Here is a 16,442-nt window from a genome sequence, read left to right on the forward strand (position 1 = left end):
ATCCAGGAACGAAACGATACCTCGGCCCGGTATTGAAAACGGTTTTGAATCGGCCCGACGTACGTCGCTCTCAGGATGACGGGTTCGTCCCCACCGAAGCTGAGTATATGTATTCCAACTTATAATAATGCGGACAATCTCCATGACGTCCTCACGCATGCTCTCTCGTTCGAGTCCGACGACGTGGAGTTCGTCGTCGGGAACGATGGATCCGTGGATGCGACCGACGAAGTAGTTCAGGGGTTCGACGACGACCGCCTGTTGTACTACGAGAACGAGTCGAATCTGGGGTTCGAACCCAATCTACTGAAAGTCATCGAGCAATCGAACGGCGAGTACGTTTTGCCGATGGCCGACGAGGATCTGTTGATCCACGACACGACTCGTTGGATACTGGATACGATTACGGAGAGCGAATCTGGCTTCGGCTGTCTCATCGGCTCCTACGGGGACGAGTCCGAGTGGAACAACAGCAACTGGGACGACGTCGTCGGTGACGAGGAGTGGTTTGATCCCGGCAGAGAGTCGCTCTGTGGCTTCTTGGATATCCCGCACCCGTATGCCGAGCACACCTGGCGGCGGAACTATCTCGGTGGATTCGTCCTCAACAGGGATCGCATCGATCTAAACCGGGCCGAGGACTTCTACGGGTGTATCTATCTTCACGACGTACTGATACTGCAGAGTCTCGTTTCGGACTGTCTGGTGCTCACGTCGCGAGACATCTGTAACTATCACTACTACGAGTACGATGTCGATGAAAACGAACATCGGTACTGGGGGAACTCCTGGAGCGAGATTGAGAGACGTGTACGGATGCAAAAGTACCGAATCAAGTTGATCGACGAGATGATATCCGATCCGGTTGCCCGGGAGCGATTCCTCAAGAAAGAACAACACTTCGCGGCAAACGTTGCGGCGTGGGCGATCTACTCCAACGAACACAGTTTCTCGGAGATCAGGGCACTAGCACTCAACGAAGACGTGTACGAGGTTTCGAGCGTCTGGGCCTCGTTGGACTTCTGGAGGCTGACGCTCCGCTATCTCGCAGTCCTTCCGCTTCCGTTCTCGCGGTTGAAGACGAATCTCTCGAGTGGGTATCTGGGGAAAGACGCGCTAACCGTGTGGAACCAGGTCGCAAAGCGAGCGCTTCCCGACTCCGTCTACACCCGCTTGAAGAAACGAATCGCACCGGTGGTCACCCGCTCGTGAGCCTACTACCACCGGACGTGACGGTCCCTTCGAGAAGTTCGACACGTGGCCGTCGAAACGGGTTGTCGCAAGTAATGTCGGGGTTTTTACAAAGAGAATACTTATTCCACACGCATGGGAAAACGGATCGCATGAAAGGTTTGATTCTGGCCGGAGGGACGGGGAGCCGGCTACGCCCCATCACTCATACTACACAGAAACAACTGGTGCCCGTAGCGAACAAGCCAGTCATCCAGTACGCGATAGAGAGCCTGAGAGCCGCCGGTATCACTGAGATTGGTGTCGTCGTCGGTGGGCAGTTCCCCGAAAAAGTCAAAGACTTTATAGGAGACGGTAGCAAATTTAACGTAGATCTGACATATATTCTGCAGGGGGAACCACTAGGGCTCGCTCATGCTGTCGGCTGTGCACGACCGTTCGTGGACGGTGACCCGTTCGTCGTGTATTTCGGCGACACGATAATCGACGACGAAATAATTGCACGGATAGTGGAGTCGTTCACGAACAACGACTGTGCTGCTCATCTCGCCCTCAAACGCGTCGAGAACCCCTCGCGTTACGGCATCGCGGATATCGTGGATGATCGGGTGAGATCGATCCTTGAGAAACCCGACGATCCCCCGACGGATTTGGCCTACGTCGGCGCTGTCGCTGTCAAGCATACCATCTTCGATACCATCGACGACCTGGACCCCTCCTGGAGGGGTGAACTGGAACTCACACACGCGCTCGATTCCGTGGTCGAGACAGGTTCAGCGACCTGGGACATCGTCGATGGGACGTGGATCGATGTGGGAACGCCTGCTGACGTAATCGAGGCCAACCGTGTGCTACTGGACGACATCGAACGGGATATCGCCGAAACCGCGGTCGTAAACGGGGAAATCGACGGACCAGTCGCAATCGCAGACGACTGTACTATCGACGAGTCAGCTACCGTCGAGGGGCCCGCCGTCATCGGACCGAACACTGTCGTCGGACCAGATACGACCATCGGGCCGTACGCGAGTGTCGGGACCGACGGCCGCCTCGAGTCGACGACCGTCTCCTCGAGCGTACTCATGGACGAAGTCGATATAACGGGTGGCCACGTTCGAAACAGCGTCGTCGGATGTCGGAGCGAAGTCGAAGCCCGGGGCCAGATCGAAATGACGATTGCCGACGATACACACGTTCTGAGCCGATGAAAATCTACACACTAGTCTGTCCCGACTGTGGCACCGTCGTTGCGGGGAACCTGCTGGAGTCGTCCAGAACCGTTACCTGCCCTGGCGTGGAGTGTGAAAACGTACTGCGATTCGAAGACATGCCGGAGGACGCACGGACACATCTCGTCGAGAACAGGGAGAGATACTCGAAGTAATACTCCCACCGAACGAGACCCGGTTCCGACTGTCTGTGCTGTATCCATTCTCACCCCGCCCCCAATACTCTTGTTCTGAGGTAACGGACTCGGAGTTATGTCGGACGACACCACGAAACCAAACATAATATTAATAATCGCTGATACTTTGAGGGCCGATATCCTGTCCTGTTATGGCGGTGAGGCGGATACGCCAACGATAGACCGACTCGCTGAGGACGGTACGATCTTCGAGCAGGCCTACGCTGCGGGTCCGTGGACGCCAGTCTCACACGCGGCGATGTTCTCCGGGCAATACCCGTCTGAAACCGGGGTCGTGGATCAAACGAACGTTCCCGAAGACATTCCCCTCATCGCCACCTGGCTCAGCGAACACGGGTACGACACGTTCGGTATTCCTGGCCCATCGAAAATGGGTGCCGCATACGGGTTCGACCGTGGTTTCGACGAGTACTTCGAGGTCTATACGGACGACAGACCGAGCCACCGTTCCAAGGAGTTCTACAGGAAGTGTCTCCGCGATCCGACGATCGGCGGTCCGCTGATAAAGAATCTGGTACGGCGGTTCAGATACGGTGGCGACAGTCACACGTATCTCAAATTCAAATACCTGTCCAGCAAAATCCGGCGAGAACTGGAACGCCCCTTCTTCGGGATGTTGAATACGACGCTCGTCCACCGGCCGTACGACCCGCCTCGGCCGTACAAAGAACGGGCGGTTCCAGAACTCCAACGCTCGAAGTGGTTTCTCACGGAGCGATTGCTGGGACTCGAGGAAACGCTGGAACTCAGCGACGCACGAGTGGACCACGTCCTGAACGCCCAAGGGAGGGAGGGAGTCGCGAGGTTTCTGGCCGACCCCGACTACCTCACGGACGCCGAATTCGACGTTCTGAAGAAGTGGTACGTCGCTGGAATGGAGTATCTCGATACGCAGGTCGAACAGTTACTGTCGTCTCTGGAACGGAGCGGTGAACTGGAAAATACCATCGTCATATTCACTTCCGATCACGGCGAGCACTTCGGCGAGAAAGACCAGATCGACCACCTCCCGTATCGACTCTTCGAGGAGGTGCTCCGTGTTCCGCTGGTGATGAACGGACCGGGTATTCCGTCCGACCGTCGCCGTGATCTGGTTTCACTCGTCGATATATTCGACACGCTCTGTGACGTATCGTCGATACCAGCACCCGAGGAAACGAGTGGCAGATCCGTATTCGGTGGCGAAAGCCGCGATACGGTGTTTTCGGAATACGGCGTCAATACGATCGAAGGCGATGGCTGGAAGCAGGGGACGATAGAGTACATGTCGGAGGAACAGATAGACGACTTCGTTCAGGGGCGCAAGTGTGTCCGGACCGAAACCCATCTGTACGTTTATGCTTCCGACGGCACCGAGACACTCTACGAGCGACCGGACGAGACAGAGGTCGAAGACCCCGACGAGGAGTTGCTGTCGACACTCCGGGACGCACTGTTCCAGGAGCTGGGACATGACTTCCAGTCAGTGGCAGACGAGACCGAACTGACCGACGACATCAAGGCGAATCTGCGTGAACTCGGCTATCTGAACTAAAACCGAACGAACATCTTTTACGGACTCGGTAACTGAACTCAGGTATGCCTTCTCGACACGTCTCTGTCGTCGGTCTCGGTAGACTGGGGCTCTGTTTCGCCGCGTCCCTCGCGAACGCTGGATACGATGTCACTGGGACTGACATCGACGAAGATATCGTCGAAACAGTATCGAAGGACACTGCTCCCTACCCCGAACCCGGTCTCCAGGCGTATCTCGACGACGCAGGTGACCGACTGACGGCGACGACCGATACCGCGGGTGCCGTCGCCGACTCGGACGCGACCTTCGTCTTCGTCAATACGCCGCTCTCCGAGGACGGACACCACTCGCTGGACTCGGTGCTCGCGGTCTGCCGGACGGTCGGTGAGGTACTCCCCGAGACCGACGACTACCACGTCGTCACAGTTCGCAGTACGGTCATGCCGGGATCTGTCGACGGTCCCATCCGGGAGACTCTCGAAGAGAGTTCCGGGCTGACTGCCGGCGAGGAGTTCGGCCTCTGTTATAACCCAGAGTTCACTGCGATGGGCGAGATCATCGATGGCCTCGAACGGCCCGACTTCTTTTTGATCGGCGAGCAGTCCGCCCGTGCCGGCGACGTTGTCGCCGATGTCTGTCGCACGATCTGTGATAACGACGCCCCGATTCACCGGATGCGGCCGGCGAGCGCGGAGATGGCGAAGATGATGAACAACACCTACCGGACGATGAAGATCAGCTTCGCCAACACGATGGGCCAGATCGCCGAAGGCGTCGACGCCGACATCGACGAGGTGATGGCGTCGCTCGAATCGGACTCGATCATCAACACGAAGTACCTCGAACCTGCCGCACGGTACGGCGGGCCGTGTTACTCCAGAGACAACGACGCGTTCGAGTCACTCGCCGAGGATGCGGGTGCAGTCGGCCACTTGGCGACGGCGACCGACAGGGTCAACGCGGCACACACGGAGTGGGTCGCAAACGCCGTCCGCCGGACACTCGATTCGGGGACCGTCGCGATCCTGGGCCTCAGTTACAAACCGGGGACGCCGATCGCCGAGAACTCACAGGGTGTCGAGCTGGCCGCGGCGCTGGACAGGGAGTACGACCTGGTCTGTGCGGATCCGGCAGCCGTCGAGGATGCACGGGACCGGATCGACGCGGCCGTCAGTTTCGTCGACGCCGAGACGGCAGTCTCTATGGCCGACCTCGCGGTAATCGCGACCCCCTGGGACGAGTTCACGGACCCGTCGCTGTACGCCACGAGCGGGATCGTCCTGTTCGACCTCTGGCGGTGTCTCGACGCCGACGCGTTCGAGACCGTAGACTACCGTCCGTTCGGGAAGGACGGACTGGACGGGACCGTCTCCGAGTGACCCATCAGGCGTCCACGACGCCGTCGAGGAACCGATCGAGGATCCTGGCGAACCGGTCCTGCTGTTTGTCGAGGGTGAACCGCTGGCCGTTCCTGAACGCGGCTCGTTTGGCCGACAGGCGGAACTCCTCGTCGGTCACGAACCGTTCGAGCAGGTCCCCGAACGCGTCCGCCGTACCGTACTGATGGCTGAGTCCCTCGATTTCGTCGCCGACGACGTACTCGTCCGGGAGGATCAGCGGCTTCCCGTAGCCCAGTGCGTCGAAGATTGCACCCGTCCCCGTGGTTTGGCCGTGCAACTCGGTGTAACCGTACCGCTCTTTCGGAATCGTGACCGGACTCAGTATCACGTCGGACGCCTCTAGCCACTCGTTGAACTCTGACTGTGGGATCCAGTCGCGGTAGTAGGTCACGTCGTACCCCCGTTCGTCGAGCGTGGCACAGCGGTCGAGGATCCGGTCGCCGTAGCCGGTCTCACCCCTCGCGGTTCCCGGGCGGCCGAGCAGACAGAGTTCGACGGGGTCGTCGGCGTCGAACCGTGACTCGACGGCGTCGAGCACGAGGTCGTAGTCACGCTTGTCGATGATCGCACCCGGCACGGTGACCGTGGTCGGAGGGTCGGCGGTCACATCGGCCTCGGCCGTCGTCTCGTCGTTCTCGTAGAAGATCCGCGGGAACGCGTAGACCGGCCCGTCGTACCCGGTTTCGCGCTCGATGTAGGTCTTCCACGGCGAGTACTGGACGAGCAGGCCGTCGTAGTTCCTGCGGACCAATTGGTTGCAGATCGTCCGTGAGTTGTAGTCCAGAAACGACTTGAGGTTGCGTGGGACCGACAGCTTCGGTTCCAGCCACGTCCTGACGTTGTAGATCCAGAGCAGTTTGGGACAGTCTGGGTCGAATCGGATGTAGTTGTACAGTTCCGGGGCCGGCCCGGAGATAGTGTTCACGATCAGTACGTCGAGTGTCCGTTCACAGATCGGTTCGATCCGGTCGAGAAACGCCCGCTCGCTCTCGTCGGGATCGGCGACGACCCACTCAACCGCCACTCCCGTCTCCTCGATTCGATCCCGGATCTTCTCTTCGATCTCGGGAACGGTAAACAGGGTGACCGACGAGTCCGGCGTGTCGGCGACTCTTGCGATATAGTACAGGATGTGCGAGTGGTAGTTCGTTTCGAGAAGTCCGATGTGTACCATCTCTTTGCTCACCTACCGGCGAACGGGGGTTGTCGTTTCTTCATCGGCAGTGTCTGTCGGTGTCGGTATCGGTATGGTCCTGTCGAAGTCTCACTCAGTCGCGACCGCCCGGACGGTGGCCGCGACGGTCTCGACGTCGTCCTCTGAAAGCGTCGGATACATCGGCAGCGAGAGGATCCGGTCCGCGACCCGTTCGCTGGTCGGCAGGGACACGTCGTGGGTCTCGAAGGCGGGTTGTTCGTGGAGCGGGATCGGGTAGTTGACCTGTGTCCCGACGCCGTGGTCGTCGAGTCGGGCCGCGAACTCGTCGCGGGAACACCCGAGCGCGTCGGTGTCCAGCAGGATCGAGTACTGGTTGTACGAGTGGCCCACCCGGTCGTCGACGTGGGGGATCGTCACGCCGTCGACGTCGGCGAGTCGCTCGTCGTAGTGGGCGGCCAGTTCCTGCCGACGCTCGACGAACTCCGGGAGACGGTCGAGCTGGACGCGCCCGATGGCGGCTTCCATGTCGGTCATCCGATAGTTGAACCCCAGGTCGGGGTGGTAGTACTTGTCCGTCTGCCAGTGGCTCCGGAGGTTCCGACAGTGCGCCGCGAGGTCGTCGTCGTTCGTGGTAATCATCCCGCCTTCGCCGGTGGTCATGTTCTTGGTCGGGTAAAACGAGTAGCAGACGAAGTCGTCGAAGCTCCCGATGTCACGGCCGTCGTAGGTCGCGCCGTGGGCCTGGGCGGCGTCCCAGAACACCCGGAGGTCGTGGTCGGCCGCGAGGTCCATCACGCCCTCGATGTCACAGGCGTTGCCGAACAGGTGGACCGGTGCGACGCCGACGGTGTCCTCGGTCACGCGGGCACGTGCGTCCTCGACATCTATCGTGTAGGTCTCGGGGTCGATGTCACAGAAGACGGGCGTACAGCCCGCGTAGTGGACCATGCTCGCGGTCGAAATGAAACTGAACGACGGGACGACGACCTCCCCGCCGTCCAGGGCGGCCAGGTACGCGACGTGGAGGGCGGCCGTCCCCGAACTGACCGCGATGGCGTGGTCGGCACCGACGGCGTCCGCGAACTCGGCCTCGAAGGCGGCCGTCTGATCGCCCTGTCTGAGATAGCCCGATTCGAGCACGTCCACGGCCGCCCCGATGGCCGCGTCCGAGAGCTGCACGTCGGCGATCGGTATCCGGTCGGTCATCGTGGTTCGCCTTCGATCGTCGATTCGATAATACTTCTGACTGCGACGGAGTCAGCCACGTCGTTCAGTTCCGGTTTCGATCCGGTCCGGACGCAGTCGACGAACTGATCGAGTTCCCGCTCAAACAGGTCGACGCGGTCGAACTCCCGGACGTTCCGCCCCTTATCGTAGATTCCGCGTCGCTCCTGACAGTAGACGATCGTCGGGAAGTAATCGAGGATCGTCGTGAAGATAGAGCCGTTACTCCCGTGGATTTCGACGTAGTTCATGTACGACGGCGTGAGCAGGTCGCTCTGGCAGAGTACGGAGAACCCGTCGTTCATGTCCAGGTTGAGCAACGCTAGGTCGTTGGCGTCCGCCTGGACAGTCTCACCGCCAATCTCGCGTTCTCGCAGGATGGTGTCGGTGTGCAGTGATTCGGCCGACTGGGGCTCGCCGAAGTACCAGAATACGAGATCGAGCATGTGGACGAGCATCTCGTTACCGACGCCACCGCCCGCGGCCTGTTTGTGTTTCCACGGGCGGTGGGAGCCGCGGCCACCGACACGGAAGATTGCGTAGTGTGGCGAGCCGATGATCCGCTCATCTAGGACCTCCTTGACGAACTGGAAAGCTGGGTGGAATCGGTAGAGATACCCCACCATTACGATGTTGTCAGTTTGATCGGCCTTCTCCCTGATCCGCCTCGCCTGCGCGGTCGTCCGTGCGAGTGGTTTCTCACAGAAGACGTCCTTGTCGTGACCTAGCGACTGGCTGATCACGTCTTCATGGGCGGTGACGGGGACACAGACATCGATCGCGTCGATATCGGCGCGTTCGATCAGGGTGTCGGGATCAGTACACCACTCGACGCCGTACTCTTCGGCGACCGACCGCTTGCTCTCGTCAATGTCGGTGATCGTCACGTCCACGCCGTCGAGTTTCGCGTAGGCGTTGATGTGGCGTTCGGCGATCTTGCCACAGCCGACGACACCGACGGATATCGTCTCCATACTCTCACCTACGTCGGTTTCGCTCACGTAGGTCTTCCGGAAGCGGTTCCGTCCGTGCTGGTGTGCCCACTGCGAGATGCCACGGCGGGACGTCTCCAGTTACGACGCTACCGGCAGCGATCATCGCCCCTTCACCGACCTCGACGCCCGGGAGCAGCGTGGCGTTCGCACCGACCGTGACCCCGTCTCCCAGCGTCGGTCCGTCGGGTTCGTACTCGTCCCGGCGGCGGAGTGGATATCGATCGTTCGTCAACACCGCGTTAGGACCGAAGAACACGTCGTCGCCGATCTCGACGTGGGTCGGAACATAGGTGTTCGTTTCCATCGTGACTCTATCGCCGACGGTCACGTGTCCCTCGATGACGGTGTCTGTCCCGATAATCGCGTCGTCACCGACGGTGGTGTGTTCCCGTACGAGGATCCGGTGGCCGGTCGTCAGGTCGTCACCGATCGACACGTCAGCGTAGATGATCGAGTGAGACCTGACGACTGCACGGTCCCCTAGCTTCGCCGGCTCACATCCATCTTGATACTCGTGGCCGACATCGGCCTGTGGCGAAACCGCAGAGTCGTCGCCTGTTTCGAGCGCCATTGGTTCCGTCTCGCTACTGGTGGGTTGCTCTTAAATCTGTATGCAGATCTGGTCTATATCTCTTTTTGATTGTCCTCGACGAAGTCGGGATACCGGGTTCGGATCTCACCTAGCGTCTCTTCGTGTGGCACCGATCGAAAGACCGATCCTGGCTCGATGGCCGACGGCGAGACGCCCTCGAAGTCGGTCACCAACAGAGCCGAATCGCCGGTTTCGACCAGGATTTCACCGTCACAGAACACCTTGACCACGCGACCAGGGGTCCCTGAACTGAAGTCCAACCGGTCGTCGAACGGCTGTGCGTCCCAGATAGTCACTCTGTCGCCGTCAAGGTGTGTGAAGGCACCCGGGTACGGATCGGTGAGGGCACGGACGAACGCGTGTAGCCACACGGCAGATTTGCTCCAGTCGATCGCGCCGTCCTCCGGTCGCCGTTTGGGGTAGTATGTCGCCCCCGACGCTGGTTGGGGTGTCGTCGCTACCTCGTCGCGAACGATGTCGTCGAAGTGTTCTAGGACGGTGTCCGTATAGACCATCCACGTCTTGTATCTGAGTGTCGATGCGGTGTCGAACTCGGTCACGGAGAAGGTTGTGGTGTCGATGACGTTGCCGTCGTCGACCCCCGGTTCCAAAAAAAACGTCGCGATCTCGAACTCGGTTTCGCCCTCGATGAGCGCCCAGTTCAGCACCGCTCGCCCGCGCCCTTTCGGGAGTCCGTCTGGACTACCGTGTGCGCCGATCGCGCCAGCTGACACCGATTCGAGGATCGGTTCTGGGACCAGACGCGACCATCCGGTGACCAGTAATACGTCCAGATCCATTCCCTTGATCGCGTCCCGGTCGGTCGCCGTCCCGAGACCGTACTCCTCCGGATGGTACACCTGGATGTCGTGGGTCTCGGCGAACGGCCGCAGGTCTTGGTAGCCGGCAACGCCATACTCGCTCGCCTGACTCGGAGTGAGCGTCACTAGATAATCAATTCCGCGACCCGCTCGAAGGAGCGTGTCCAGACAGTCCTGAGTATAGATTTTGGTGCCGGCCACGCCCACGGTCGCGTCCTGCCCCGCCTCAGTCATAGCTCGTCGAAGATTGCGATGTCGTCTTTGAGGTTCACCTTCAGTCCTTCCTGGGTGGTCTCCTGGAGTTTCCTGTAGAGTTCGCGGTTGCTCAGCGGCGTCTCGTGCCACCAGATCGGGTGGACGAGTACTTGATAGGTATGTGCTGATCGCTCTCCAAGATGCTCACAGAAACATCCCTCCCGCCAGTGTCGGTTCGAGTCGGAGAGGTACTTCACCGGGTCGCCGTCGGTGTACTTCGTCGCATATGCGTTTCTGAACGCACCGATCTCTTCACGCTGGTTGAAGTCGTACTGCGAGGGCATATGAAACGAGAGTACGCGCTCGATGTCGACAACGCTCGAGAGTAACTCATAAATCGACTCGACGGCCGTCTCGACCGACTCGAATCCGTCCATGTATGCACCCCGCTCGTCGACGTGGAGCCCGACCGTGTGACCCAGTTCGGCTATCTCGCGGAGCCGTTCGGTCTGTGTGTCGTTCAGGAGGTTGTAGTACGGCGAGTTGATTGCCACGAAATATGTCGACTTGACACCATGTTCGGCTTCGATTCGAGCCATCTCGACCGCGTTTTCAACCGACACGTCGATGTCGTGACGGAGGTACAGCCGTCTCGTGTCGTCCGGGTCCGCCGAAAATGTTGAGAAAGTGAAATTGTCGTCGGCTTTTGTCAGGATATCACGATAGTGTTCGAAGGTAAAGCCACACGAGGTCATCGTCCCTCCATACGCGTGTCGTCTGGGATATAATCTTCGATTTTATGAATCATTTTTGATGTTAGAATCTCGGAACCCCATGAGCGGGTCGTGTCAGGTGGCGTTGGCGACCGCCTCGTCGAGTTCGTGCGCGAGCGCCTCGATGCGGTGTTCACGCGAAAACTCTTGGCGGACCGAACTGTCGGGATCGAACTCAAACTCGGTCAGGAGGTGGTCGATGGCTGTCGCGACCTCTTCCGGATCGTCACCGGGAACGACGACCCCGAGGTCGTTCGATTCAACGACTGTCGCCACGCGGAAGGACGGGTCTCCCAGGACGAGAATCGGTCGTTGTGCGCCGATGTAGTCGTAGACCTTAGTCCCGATCCCGGCCGAGTGCTGTGGGTCTCGGCCACCGATGTGTAACAGGATATCCGATCCCTTCAGGGGCGGCACCAGTTCTTCGTGCGGGACCCAGCCGTGTGGGACTACGTGGTCCTCAATACCACGGGCCTCACAGGCTTCTTGATAGGTCTCGCCCCACTCGCCGTAGACGTGGAACGTGACTGATTCCGCGTCCTCGCGGGCCAGGTAGCGCTGGAGCCCGTCGAAGAACTCGAACGGTTCCCCCCACCCGGCGTAGAAACTGCCGGCGAACGTGATCGTTTGCTCCTCGTAGGTCGCCGGCGCGACACCGTCGAACTTCTCGGCGACGAATCCGATACTCGGCAGTTGTACGAACTTCGACTGGTTGACCTCTGGGTAGGTCCGTTCGAAGTACCCCTCCGGAATCATCGCTCCGTTCTCGTCCCAGAGGACCCTGTCGGCGAACCTGGCAACGAACCCTTCGACGACCTCCCTGAGTCGTTCGTCAGTCGATCCCGGTGTGACACCCGGTTTGTTCACGACCATCGAGTCGCGGGCGTGGGCGACCCATGGTACGCCGAGTACGCGGCTGACGACGAACCCGGCGATGTGGAGGTGTATCGGTTCGCTGATTGAGTGGACTACGTCAACGCTGTGCTTGTATCCGAGACGGAGACAATGAGCGATCCCCTGTGGGAGGTACCGACCGCGGGTGATTTTGCCGATGATCTGTTCCCAGCCGTGCTCTCTGAGTAATGTCTTTTGTGTGGCGATTTTCTCGATACGACCCGCCGGTGAGTCCCCCGCGTCCTCGGGGGCGACGTTCGAGATCAGCAGTGACGTGTTCATTCGCCGTGAATTCGCTGACGGCCCTCGGTCGTTAAATTCTACCGTTCACGGTGACAGACTCTGAGGTGTCGGACGGCCCGCGACGTATCGGCGGCGGAACCAAAAGATATGGGTTACCTGACTCGGAAGAGTAGCCATCAACATGGGATATCAGGGCGAAACCGTACTGGTCACAGGCGGGGCGTCATTTATTGGCAGTCATCTCGTCGAGGCGCTCGTCGACCGCGGCGCGTCCGTCCGCGTCGCTGACGACTTCTCGAGCGGTAAACCGAAGAACCTCGCGGCCGTCCGTGACGACATCGAAGTCCTCGACGGCAATCTCAAACACTGGGCCTTCGCCGAGGAGGCCACGCGTGATATCGATCGTCTCTTTCACCTCGCTGCCGATCACGGCGGACGCGGCTACATTTCGAACTATCCGGCGAACTGTGCGACGAACATGGCTCTCGACAACATCGTCTTCGAGACGGCAGTCGAGAACGGTGTCGACAAGATCACCTTCGCCTCCAGTGCCTGCACATATCCCACCGACATCCAGCAGGAACGCCAGCGGCTCTCCGAGGATATGGTCTCGTTCGACGAACGTGGCGGAGCCTACGCCGACGAGGCGTACGGCTGGGCCAAACTCATGGGTGAACGCTCGCTGCAGGCGTTCCACGAACAGTACGGTGTCGACGCCAGCGCAGTTCGGATCTTCACGGCTTACGGGCCACGCGAAAACGAGACGCACGCGATCATCGCGCTTATCGCGAAGGCTTACGCCGAGCAGGACCCCTACCAGATCTGGGGTGACGGCGAGCAGACGCGGAACTTCACCTACGTCGACGACATCGTCAGCGCACTCGTCCTCGCCAACGAGAAAATCGAAGACGGGACGCCCGTCAACGCAGGGATTCGCGACTACATCTCCATCAACGAGGTCGCCGAGACGATATTCGACCAGCTCGACTGGCGGCCCGACGAGATCGATCACCAGGAAGACAAACCCGTAGGGGTCCGTCACCGTGCCGCCGATACGACACGTGCGGAGGAACTGCTGGGATGGGAACCGGAGTACTCGCTGGAGGACGGACTCGCCAAGACCATCGACTGGTACGTCGAAAACCGGGACAAAGAGTACGTCGTCGAGAATCTGGAAACGCTTCTGCACGAGCGGTAATGACAGACACACTCTCGGTCCGGGGATATGGGTCGGCGGCTGACAGTCGGTCGCACGGCCAGTCGTGGTCGGCGGTGGCTGGTTCGTCGTCGGCCGCGAAACGCGCTCCCGTCGTCAACTCATGAGTATCTCTGACTCGGCGAGTGAGGTCGGGAGCGCCGCGATGACTCGCACGACACACTGGTTTCTCCTCCTGTGTATCGTCGGCCTCGCACTCCTGCCGCGGTCCGCACTGCTCCCGAACTCGATCGCCTACGTGCTGACGGCGCTCCCATTGCTCGCAGTCGGCTATCTCCTGCTCCGACAGCGGAAACTGGAGATCACGGTCCACAGGCCGACTGCGATCCTCCTTATGAGTATCTACGCCGTGTTCGTCTTCCACGCGCTGTCCGGTGGGCTGTTCGGGACTCCCTCGCTCAACGAACTCGTCCGGGCGATCACGTTCACACTCGTAACTTCGGTGTACCTGTTTTTCGTCCCGAAAATCTTCGCCGTCGAGGACTTCATTTGGATGGTGGCGCGTGTCAGTGCCGTGGTCGCGCTGATCGGGATACCGACGGCCGTCGTCGGGACCTACTCGTTGTTCGGAATCACTGTCACGCCACACGTCTACGACCTCAATCTCCCCTTGTTCGTAATCGATCCAGCGACAATCGACCCTATCACGAGTATCATGGACAATCCCAACTCGATGGGGTTCGTGGTCAGCCTGGGCTTTGCGTGCGGGCTGGCCGAGATCGAACGAGATTGGCGCGACTGGGTCGCGTGGGGCGTCCTCGGAATCAATTTCCTCGGAGCGTATCTTACGGGGAGCCGTGCGGCAGCCGGCGCGCTCGGGATTACCGTCAGCGTATACCTGTCCTACAAAGTACTCGGACGGTGGATGACCGGCCTGTACGTCGGGACGCTCCTCGCTTCTCTCGTCTACGTGCTGGCTGTGGCGCTTGGCTTCCTTCCGGGACCTGAACCTATCGCGACCCTCAATCTGAGGGACAGAGAACTCATCTGGCTCGGCATCTGGCGAGCCATCGAGACTTCCCCGTTGTTCGGTGTCGGCCTCGGCAATCACATGGCCTTCATCGCACCCTACGCGCCCCCGGATGGGGTTGCGGCAACACACAACTCCTACGCCAGAATGTTGCTGACGACTGGGTTCGTCGGTGCCGTCGCGTACGTCCTGCTGACACTGTCGGCGATCCGACTCTCGTTTCGAGCCACTGGGCCGGCGAAGATCAGTCTGATCGCCGGCACGACGATTATCGCATTCCATCAGATCTGGGTCGGATTCTCCATTTTCGGACTCGCTACCCAGTCCGTACTCTCGGCGATCCTGTTCGGGTACGTCATCACCGGTTCCGATGCCGAATTCGCGCCGCCTTCGCGATCCGAGTCGGGTGGGGAGTCGAGAGCTGGAGCGGATCTCGATACTGCCGATACCGCCCCTCAGGACTGAACCGTCACCTTCACACGAGTCCATCCTGTCGACTCAACCGACCTGATCGTCGGATTATCATGACTCGCGCGCTCTCACAGCAAGACGACACCGATCCGACCGTGTTCCTCTTTTCTACCCACGATCTCTCGACGGTGCAGGGCACGACCGAAGCCCACTACGTCGCGAAGTTCTTTGCCGACCGCGGGCCGACACACCTCTTCGCCCCGCTCTCCTCGGGTGTCGGCGACGCCGAGACACATCGCGTCGGGTCCGGTGGGTTCTGGACGCTCCTGTTGATGAACGTGTTTCTGGTGCCGTGGATACTCGTCCTCGCTCGCAAACACCGCCCGACGGTCGTCTACGCCTACCGGAACGTAATCGTCCCACCGCTGCTTCTCGGGGTATTGACCGACGCGACGGTCCTCTATGACCTCCGCGTGGACCCGTACGAACAGCCCAAGGAGTTCAATCCGGATACGCTGTTTTACGACGTGTTCGCTGTGCTGGCTCGCGAAGCCCACACGATTGCTCTCCATCGGGCCGATGTCGTGTTCGCGCTCAGTGAGCCACTGAAACGGAATCTCGTGGCGAATTTTGACCTCCCCGAGGAGAAGATTCGGCTCGTCCCGCTGGGCGTCGACACGACGGCGTTCGCACCCGTCGATACACAGAGTGAGCGGTTCCACCTCTGCTACCTCGGGTCGATGCGCGAACACCGGGGACTGGAGACAGTCGTCGATGCGCTGAACGCGCTTCCCGAGGCGGTACAGGAGCAGCTCGTCTTCGAGTTGTACGGCTCCATCGACGACGCGTATCGGGCCGAATTGGAAGCCAGAGCCGACGGGTCGTACGAACTGGTGTGGCAGGGGTACGTTCCACACGAGGAGGTACCCGCGGCGGTCGGACGGTGTGACTGTGCGGTCTCACCGCTGCCGCCGCTCGACGGGTTCGAGGTGAGTTCACCCGCGAAAATCTACGAGTACCTCGCACTCGGCCTGCCGGTCGTCGCCACGGATATCACGGCTCACCGGAACATCCTCGCCGACGGTGACGACGCGCTGCTGGTTGACCCCGAAGACCCGACGGCGATGGCCGACGCCATCGAACGCCTCGCCACCGACGACGCGTTCCGGGAGCGCCTCGCCACCGCGGCCCGGCAGCACGCGCTGGACCACAGTTGGGAGACTCGGTTTCGGACCATCGTCGACGCGATAGACGACGAGGCAGTCGCCCGCCGAGAATCTCACCACGGAACCGAGTGACTACGAGCGTAACATCCTGTCGGGATTGCTGTTTGCCGCCTCGGGTAAAGCCGCCGCTCTGACAGACGTTCTGCGTAATTATTCACTTCGATAAACATATCCCAGACTGTCAGGTGGTTCT

Annotated in this window: 14 protein-coding genes; 7 read left to right on the forward strand and 7 right to left on the reverse strand. The window is 60.1% G+C overall.

The genetic code is table 11. The features are described from left to right. The first annotated feature begins 75 nt into the window (after positions 1–75). The 4 genes from ACOZ4N_RS17695 to ACOZ4N_RS17710 all read left to right on the forward strand — a co-directional run bounded on the left by ACOZ4N_RS17695 (position 76) and on the right by ACOZ4N_RS17710 (position 5,512). Positions 76–1,212, forward strand: coding sequence for a glycosyltransferase family 2 protein (locus ACOZ4N_RS17695; protein WP_424017682.1), 1,137 nt, complete (start codon positions 76–78; stop codon positions 1,210–1,212). Positions 1,213–1,343: 131 nt separating this feature from the next. Then, positions 1,344–2,399, forward strand: coding sequence for a glucose-1-phosphate thymidylyltransferase (locus tag ACOZ4N_RS17700; protein WP_424017683.1), 1,056 nt, complete (start codon positions 1,344–1,346; stop codon positions 2,397–2,399). 273 nt (positions 2,400–2,672) lie between these two features. Continuing rightward, positions 2,673–4,151 (forward strand): sulfatase family protein, encoded by a 1,479-nt coding sequence (locus ACOZ4N_RS17705; protein WP_424017684.1) that lies wholly within the window; start codon positions 2,673–2,675, stop codon positions 4,149–4,151. A 44-nt stretch (positions 4,152–4,195) separates the two neighbouring features. Continuing rightward, complete coding sequence (locus tag ACOZ4N_RS17710) at positions 4,196–5,512, forward strand: nucleotide sugar dehydrogenase (protein WP_424017685.1); 1,317 nt, start codon at positions 4,196–4,198, stop codon at positions 5,510–5,512. A 4-nt stretch (positions 5,513–5,516) separates the two neighbouring features. On the opposite strand, the gene ACOZ4N_RS17715 is transcribed toward ACOZ4N_RS17710, so the two are convergent. From ACOZ4N_RS17715 to ACOZ4N_RS17745, 7 genes are all read right to left on the reverse strand, one after another. Beyond that, the gene (locus tag ACOZ4N_RS17715) at positions 5,517–6,707 is read right to left on the reverse strand and encodes a hypothetical protein (RefSeq protein WP_424017686.1); all 1,191 of its coding nucleotides are present in this window, start codon (positions 6,705–6,707) and stop codon (positions 5,517–5,519) included. Positions 6,708–6,797: 90 nt separating this feature from the next. Continuing rightward, the gene (locus ACOZ4N_RS17720; protein ID WP_424017687.1) at positions 6,798–7,895 is read right to left on the reverse strand and encodes a DegT/DnrJ/EryC1/StrS family aminotransferase; all 1,098 of its coding nucleotides are present in this window, start codon (positions 7,893–7,895) and stop codon (positions 6,798–6,800) included. Next, positions 7,892–8,887 (reverse strand): Gfo/Idh/MocA family protein, encoded by a 996-nt coding sequence (locus tag ACOZ4N_RS17725; RefSeq protein WP_424017688.1) that lies wholly within the window; start codon positions 8,885–8,887, stop codon positions 7,892–7,894. The genes ACOZ4N_RS17720 and ACOZ4N_RS17725 overlap by 4 nt, the downstream gene beginning before the upstream one ends. A gap of 4 nt (positions 8,888–8,891) precedes the next feature. Next, positions 8,892–9,479, reverse strand: coding sequence for an acyltransferase (locus ACOZ4N_RS17730; RefSeq protein WP_424017689.1), 588 nt, complete (start codon positions 9,477–9,479; stop codon positions 8,892–8,894). A 53-nt stretch (positions 9,480–9,532) separates the two neighbouring features. Continuing rightward, on the reverse strand, positions 9,533–10,555 hold the full coding sequence (locus ACOZ4N_RS17735; protein ID WP_424017690.1) for a methionyl-tRNA formyltransferase: 1,023 nt from the start codon (positions 10,553–10,555) through the stop codon (positions 9,533–9,535). After that, positions 10,552–11,271, reverse strand: a complete 720-nt coding sequence (locus ACOZ4N_RS17740) for a hypothetical protein (protein ID WP_424017691.1) — start codon at positions 11,269–11,271, stop codon at positions 10,552–10,554. Before ACOZ4N_RS17740 ends, ACOZ4N_RS17735 begins: the two co-directional genes overlap by 4 nt. Before the next feature lie 93 nt (positions 11,272–11,364). Then, positions 11,365–12,465 carry a glycosyltransferase gene (locus ACOZ4N_RS17745; protein ID WP_424017692.1) on the reverse strand — a complete coding sequence of 367 codons (1,101 nt, stop codon included), beginning with the start codon at positions 12,463–12,465 and terminating at the stop codon, positions 11,365–11,367. 142 nt (positions 12,466–12,607) lie between these two features. Between ACOZ4N_RS17745 and ACOZ4N_RS17750 the strand changes: the two genes are divergently transcribed. The 3 genes from ACOZ4N_RS17750 (at position 12,608) to ACOZ4N_RS17760 (ending at position 16,321) form a co-directional block, all read left to right on the forward strand. Continuing rightward, a complete protein-coding gene (locus tag ACOZ4N_RS17750; RefSeq protein ID WP_424017693.1) occupies positions 12,608–13,624 on the forward strand; it encodes an NAD-dependent epimerase/dehydratase family protein in 1,017 nt (338 codons plus the stop codon). A gap of 163 nt (positions 13,625–13,787) precedes the next feature. Continuing rightward, positions 13,788–15,077 carry an O-antigen ligase family protein gene (locus ACOZ4N_RS17755; protein ID WP_424017694.1) on the forward strand — a complete coding sequence of 430 codons (1,290 nt, stop codon included), beginning with the start codon at positions 13,788–13,790 and terminating at the stop codon, positions 15,075–15,077. A gap of 59 nt (positions 15,078–15,136) precedes the next feature. Next, positions 15,137–16,321, forward strand: coding sequence for a glycosyltransferase family 4 protein (locus ACOZ4N_RS17760; protein ID WP_424017695.1), 1,185 nt, complete (start codon positions 15,137–15,139; stop codon positions 16,319–16,321). Positions 16,322–16,442: the final 121 nt, after the last annotated feature.

Origin of the sequence: Halorientalis pallida (assembly GCF_049605515.1) — an archaeon.
Taxonomy (GTDB): Archaea; Halobacteriota; Halobacteria; order Halobacteriales; family Haloarculaceae; genus Halorientalis; species Halorientalis pallida_A.

What these genes read in the sequence shown, in the direction of transcription:
- ACOZ4N_RS17695 (WP_424017682.1), top strand. Translation starts at nt 76, where the DNA reads ATGACGGGTTCGTCCCCACCGAAGCTGAGTATATGTATTCCAACTTAT.
- ACOZ4N_RS17700 (WP_424017683.1), top strand. Translation starts at nt 1,344, where the DNA reads ATGAAAGGTTTGATTCTGGCCGGAGGGACGGGGAGCCGGCTACGCCCC.
- ACOZ4N_RS17705 (WP_424017684.1), top strand. Translation starts at nt 2,673, where the DNA reads ATGTCGGACGACACCACGAAACCAAACATAATATTAATAATCGCTGAT.
- ACOZ4N_RS17710 (WP_424017685.1), top strand. Translation starts at nt 4,196, where the DNA reads ATGCCTTCTCGACACGTCTCTGTCGTCGGTCTCGGTAGACTGGGGCTC.
- ACOZ4N_RS17715 (WP_424017686.1), bottom strand. Translation starts at nt 6,707, where the DNA reads ATGGTACACATCGGACTTCTCGAAACGAACTACCACTCGCACATCCTG.
- ACOZ4N_RS17720 (WP_424017687.1), bottom strand. Translation starts at nt 7,895, where the DNA reads ATGACCGACCGGATACCGATCGCCGACGTGCAGCTCTCGGACGCGGCC.
- ACOZ4N_RS17725 (WP_424017688.1), bottom strand. Translation starts at nt 8,887, where the DNA reads ATGGAGACGATATCCGTCGGTGTCGTCGGCTGTGGCAAGATCGCCGAA.
- ACOZ4N_RS17730 (WP_424017689.1), bottom strand. Translation starts at nt 9,479, where the DNA reads ATGGCGCTCGAAACAGGCGACGACTCTGCGGTTTCGCCACAGGCCGAT.
- ACOZ4N_RS17735 (WP_424017690.1), bottom strand. Translation starts at nt 10,555, where the DNA reads ATGACTGAGGCGGGGCAGGACGCGACCGTGGGCGTGGCCGGCACCAAA.
- ACOZ4N_RS17740 (WP_424017691.1), bottom strand. Translation starts at nt 11,271, where the DNA reads ATGACCTCGTGTGGCTTTACCTTCGAACACTATCGTGATATCCTGACA.
- ACOZ4N_RS17745 (WP_424017692.1), bottom strand. Translation starts at nt 12,465, where the DNA reads ATGAACACGTCACTGCTGATCTCGAACGTCGCCCCCGAGGACGCGGGG.
- ACOZ4N_RS17750 (WP_424017693.1), top strand. Translation starts at nt 12,608, where the DNA reads ATGGGATATCAGGGCGAAACCGTACTGGTCACAGGCGGGGCGTCATTT.
- ACOZ4N_RS17755 (WP_424017694.1), top strand. Translation starts at nt 13,788, where the DNA reads ATGACTCGCACGACACACTGGTTTCTCCTCCTGTGTATCGTCGGCCTC.
- ACOZ4N_RS17760 (WP_424017695.1), top strand. Translation starts at nt 15,137, where the DNA reads ATGACTCGCGCGCTCTCACAGCAAGACGACACCGATCCGACCGTGTTC.